General features: G+C 37.8%; 5 protein-coding genes. 1 reads left to right on the forward strand and 4 read right to left on the reverse strand.

Annotated features, from left to right (window positions below; all coding sequences use genetic code 11):
• Positions 1-338, forward strand: a 338-nt coding sequence (locus F6J94_RS29860) for a PEP-CTERM sorting domain-containing protein (protein ID WP_293046952.1), incomplete at its 5' end; no start/stop codon positions are given.
• Positions 339-543: 205 nt separating this feature from the next.
• On the opposite strand, the gene scyC is transcribed toward F6J94_RS29860, so the two are convergent.
• From scyC to F6J94_RS29880, 4 genes are all read right to left on the reverse strand, one after another.
• On the reverse strand, positions 544-1,491 hold the full coding sequence (gene scyC / locus F6J94_RS29865) for a scytonemin biosynthesis cyclase/decarboxylase ScyC (RefSeq protein ID WP_293046955.1): 948 nt from the start codon (positions 1,489-1,491) through the stop codon (positions 544-546).
• Between the two features lie 14 nt (positions 1,492-1,505).
• Positions 1,506-3,212: a thiamine pyrophosphate-dependent enzyme gene (locus F6J94_RS29870; RefSeq protein ID WP_293046958.1), complete on the reverse strand. Its 1,707-nt coding sequence runs from the start codon at positions 3,210-3,212 to the stop codon at positions 1,506-1,508.
• A gap of 124 nt (positions 3,213-3,336) precedes the next feature.
• Positions 3,337-4,428 (reverse strand): Glu/Leu/Phe/Val dehydrogenase dimerization domain-containing protein, encoded by a 1,092-nt coding sequence (locus F6J94_RS29875; RefSeq protein WP_293046961.1) that lies wholly within the window; start codon positions 4,426-4,428, stop codon positions 3,337-3,339.
• A gap of 26 nt (positions 4,429-4,454) precedes the next feature.
• The gene (locus F6J94_RS29880; RefSeq protein ID WP_293046963.1) at positions 4,455-4,694 is read right to left on the reverse strand and encodes a hypothetical protein; all 240 of its coding nucleotides are present in this window, start codon (positions 4,692-4,694) and stop codon (positions 4,455-4,457) included.
• Between the last annotated feature and the right edge of the window lie 432 nt (positions 4,695-5,126).

The raw sequence follows: 5,126 nt of genomic DNA on the forward strand, positions 1-5,126 counted from the left end.
CTTTTGATTCTCAAAATAATCTATATGTTTTAGAATATTCTACTGAATCAGCCTGGAAAAATCCACCAGCACCAGGTTCTATCATCAAAATAACTCCTGATGGAAAGCGTACAACTATTGCTAGTGAGGGACTTCTTTTCCCTACTGCCATAACGATAGATTCTGAAGATAATCTCTATGTCTCCAATAAAGGTTTTTTACCATCGGAAGGAGAAGTTCTTCGGATTGATAACGTACAACAGTCTGTTCCAGAACCTTCTACTACCTTGGCTACAGTATTAGTTTTAGCTTCTTTAACTATGATGAAAAAAACACATAGTAACAAATCTAAAAACTAATTTGGGTCAAGCGAAAACAGCGTTCGCACTTCGTGACAGCTTCTCTAGCATTAAGCCTAATTCCAGAAGACTTTGCAGAAATATCAATCTCGGCAAAGTAACTATTTGTATTTTTCTCAATAAAGAGTTTAAAAAGGTTGAAGTTTACAAAATTTACAAGGTCGCACTCCGTTGCACAAAGCTTCGTTCTACGCCTTGTCGTGAGTTAGGAACGAGGAAGATAGCTCATACCACGAGCAAAGGTTTCTTTATTACCAGCCTGGGCTTCAAGCAAGCGCTTAATATTAATGCTTTCAGCTTCATAATCCTCAATCTGAAGTTTACCATGTGTTGGAACTTCACCAACTTTCCAAAATGTAATTCTGTGCTGAATAAAACCCCTAGCTGATGGATCACCGAAACCATATGAGCAAGGAATAAGAATAGTAGGACAGCGCTGTGTAAATTCAAAGTCAGGATAGAAAAAATCTTGTTCAAGAAGATAGTAATTGTTTAGATCATGTACCTGAATAGCTACCTGAACTGTCTGACCATATTCATCGATAAATTGTCCAGACTGAGAATTGATATCACCATTAGGACTTAGAAGGTGTGCCCATTCCCTTATATTTTTGACATCTGTTAAATATTCCACACCTAATTCAATAGGAGCGTCAATGTAAATTGTGTCCGTATCAAGAGTGTAGCGTCCTTTCACAGATGAAGTATGACCTGCATTTCGTTCCAAATTTCCTTTGAGAGAACGACACTCGGAAGTGTGAACAAGTCCAATAGCTTGCTTCATCATCCCAGTACGTCGATTTGGATCAACAAAGCTAACCCAGTGAAAGTAGACTCCTTCCTCATCAGAGTTAGGTTCTAGGTAATTTGGGGGAAACAAAAGAACAGGATAAACTTGAAAATAGTTCTCGTATTCAATACCACAATGCCACTCGATACCACGGAAAAGGGGAGTGTTAATCTTCCTCAAATGATAGTAGAGCTTATTTTGGTAACAAGATGCTGTTCCCAACCAAGTATTCTCATCTATCTTCTCCAACATACGGCTAAAGAGAGTCCATTCATTCAAATTCTCCAAGCAACAAAGATACTCAAAAGCCTTATCCAATGACGTCGCAATATAAGTAGATATGGGAAAGGTGTTTTCTTCCATAATTAGATTCCTGATTAAAACTTAAAACCTTGAACACCCTGTGAATTTAAGCTTTGATTACGAGAACCAGAAGGTGCCAAGCGAGTTGGATCAATAATAACATCAACAACGAAAGGAAGAGAAGAACTCATTGCTTTTTCCAAAGCTCCTTTAATATTAGCTTCTTGTTCAACACGAATGCCGTCAGCTCCCATAGAACGAGCCATTAAAGCAAAGTCTGTAGGGGGTATTTCTACATCCATGTCCATTATTCCTAGGAACTGTGCTCCTTGGTCAACCATATTGTAGCGTCCGTCATTGAGTACAATCCAAACCGCTGGAATATGGTAACGAACGGCTGTACTGACCTCATTGTTCATTAACATTGCACCATCTCCAATAATAGCAACAGATGTATTCTGTAATGCTAATGCTGCTCCCAAAACTCCTGTAGTCCCATGACCCATTGAGCCAAATCCGGTGCTAACTCGATAACGACCCGGTTTGGAAAACCGTAACATATGGGTTCCCCAAGCAAAGGAATTACCAGCTTCCGTCATTACTATTGCTTGACTTCCTTCCACGATTACCTGCTGAATTATTTCCATGAGAACCTCAGGTCGCACGGGTCTGTTGACATTTGCTTCAAGGATATTCTGTTTAGGATTAGGTAGGGTAATTTTTTTTTCTTTATTTGAATGTTGGGGAATGTACTCCAACAGAGTCTTGACAAATGTCCTGATGTCAGACTGTATTGGTAATATTTCCACATCAGGATAAGCAGTTCCTGGCACATCAGGGTTGATATCAACATGTATAAATCCTTTTGAGGGTACTAATATTGGATTCCAGAACGAGGTAAACTCACCCAACCGCGTTCCTAAAACAAGTGTTCGCAAAGGACATTGTTTTTTCAGATAATCAAAAACAGAATCATGCCCAGCAAAGCCAGTGACACCAACAAATTGAGGATGATTTTCTGGAAATATGCCCTTACCACGAGGAGAAGACATGACGGCAGCTCCTGTTCGTTCAGCAAGTATACGAATAGTCTCGGCAGCATGGCGAGATCCATAGCCAATCCAAATAGCAAATGGTCCTTCCAATAGCAATTGGGCACATTTATTAATTGTTTCGCTACTAACAGTAACCGGTGGGTAGCTAAGGTTTTTAAAAGATACAAAATTTGGAATTTCTATTGAAGTAGTTTGGATAGCTGTAGGAATACTGATATGAGCAACAAAACCCCCTTGATGGGTTAGACCTAGCGCAAGTCGCCGAGAAATTTCTAAAAGTTCAGACGGAGTCTCAAGGGTCGCTCCAAAATCAAAAAATTTTCCAGATGTGAATATATCTGATTGAGGAAAGGTATAAGCACTCGTTTCTTGAAAAGCCCATCTGCCTCGCTGTGATGACGATGTAGAAGGTGATACCAGGATTACTTTAGCCCCCTCCCATTTAGCAGCCATGATTCCAGTTAATGCATTAGTTATACCAGGTCCTGTGGTCGTAAAAACGACAACGGGATTATTACTAGCTAAATAGAACTCAATAGCAGCAAAAACAGCACCACTTTCGTGACGAAAGTTTAGCAACTTTATAGAACTATACTGTAGTGCTGCCCAAAACGCGCCTATTGCTCCCCCCGCAATGCCAAATGCATAGCGAACACCTAAATCTTCTAACATCTTGACCACTGCTTGAGCTACTAAGTACGACGAAGATGGAATATTTTTTTTCATAGCACAAATTATTTGAATGACAGTTTTTTGCTTATCACTTGATTATCTTTATTACTTGTCAGGGATTTTTTATTCAGCGCAATCGCAATTAATTTCAGAATCCCATCCTTATCTGATGGTGTGATTATAGAGGATGTAAATTTTTGGGGGGGGTGTTTTTAGCTTTGAAAAGTTTTTCATTAGCCATACAATTTGCTATTTCTAATGTGGTCTTTTGTTCAGATTTAGCCCTAGTAAAAATCTCCATCAAAGTTTTGGAAATCTGATGAATTTTATGATAAGATTTTTGTTCTTCATAACCAATCCTTTCATAATATACATCAATCAAGCCTCCGGCATTAATGACATAATCAGGACAATAAAGAATTCCTTTAGACTCCAGAAGTTTACTATCTGTTTGATAATTTTCTAGCTGATTGTTAGCTGAACCTGCAATAATGGATGCTTTCAGTCGATGAATTACTGAACTATTTAAAATTCCTCCTAAAGCACAGGGAGAAAAAATATCAACATCAATATCAAAAATTTCACTCGGAGAAACGATGGTTGCTCCATATTTATATTTCATTTCCTCTGCTCTCTCTATTTTATTATCACTAACAAAGAGTTCAACTCTTTCTTTGTTTAAGTATTCACATAAAATTTTTCCGACATTGCCCACTCCCTGTACCGCGACTTTTAGACCTTTCATCTTTCTCCCAGGCCATAAAAAATCCACCGAGGCTTTCATTCCTTCGAGAACTCCTATTGCTGTTGCCTGAGTAGGATTAGCTTGTGAAACTCCGACTACATAATGAGTTTCAGTGCGTATTTGATTAACATCTTCAACGGAAATGTTAACATCTTGACCCGTAATAAAGCGTCCTTTAAGACTGTTGATACAGCGACCATAGGCTTTGAGCAACTCAGGTGTTTTATCTTTTGGATCAGCAATAATCACTGCTTTTCCACCACCTGCATTAAGATCGGCACAAGCGGCTTTGTAAGTCATACCGTAGCTTAAACGTAAAACATCTTTTAGAGCATCTTCTTCGCTTTTATAAGGGAATAGACGTGTTGCTCCCATAGCAGGACCAAGGGTTGTGTTATGTATGGCAATTATTGCCTTAAGGTTACATTCTGAATCATTAAAGAACATAACTAGCTCATGATTTTTGGTTGAAATAATTCCATATTTTATTAAGGTTAATACTGTTATATTTTTTTCGCAGTGCAATGGGGATTGTGACGATAAATTTTATTCTATAACCATCCCACTCTTTGTGATTTATTTAATTCCACTTTATTACTAATTATATATTGAATTGATTGATGTAATTTTTTTGAGATACTTATTGACGCTTTTTCGGATATTTTTTTGATTTTTTCTTGTTCTAACTCTGGACATTCTTTTTCCAATAAATCTTGAATTAATTGACTAACTTTTTGGGAAAACAAAGCGTCAGTTTCTGAAGGAGAAATGTATTGATAAGATAAATTCATTTTTAAATCCTCTGTGGGTGTAGGTCTTCAATTAATAAGTTAATTAGTAGTTTAATACCAATTGATTTATACATTCATTGGCTCTCAGATTTAGTAACGCCGTCTATAATAGCTATCACTCAGGATTAGAATAATTATGCATAAACCAGAATATTTTTCTAAGAATGACGTTCTGAGGGGGTGACATAAGCCCTGAAAAGCTTATTATATAAGGCTTTAATGCCAATGAGCTCAGAGAAGATACAGTCGGATCATTTTATGGAAGCTTAAACCATTATAACTACGTATAACGATATTCCACGACACATTCATCCGAAGAGTGTACAGACAACTGACTTACCCAAGCCTTCCCCTACTCCAGTACTAGAGAGTAACGAATACGCGAAGGCTCCTACCCCACCACCAAAGAGCAAACAAAAAGTAGAACAGGTG

The sequence above is a fragment of the Moorena sp. SIO1F2 genome, from assembly GCF_010672755.1.
Lineage (GTDB): Bacteria > Cyanobacteriota > Cyanobacteriia > Cyanobacteriales > Coleofasciculaceae > Moorena.

Excerpts from the sequence above, each read along its gene's own strand:
- scyC (WP_293046955.1), bottom strand. The coding sequence starts at position 1,491 with ATGGAAGAAAACACCTTTCCCATATCTACTTATATTGCGACGTCATTG.
- F6J94_RS29870 (WP_293046958.1), bottom strand. The coding sequence starts at position 3,212 with ATGAAAAAAAATATTCCATCTTCGTCGTACTTAGTAGCTCAAGCAGTG.
- F6J94_RS29880 (WP_293046963.1), bottom strand. The coding sequence starts at position 4,694 with ATGAATTTATCTTATCAATACATTTCTCCTTCAGAAACTGACGCTTTG.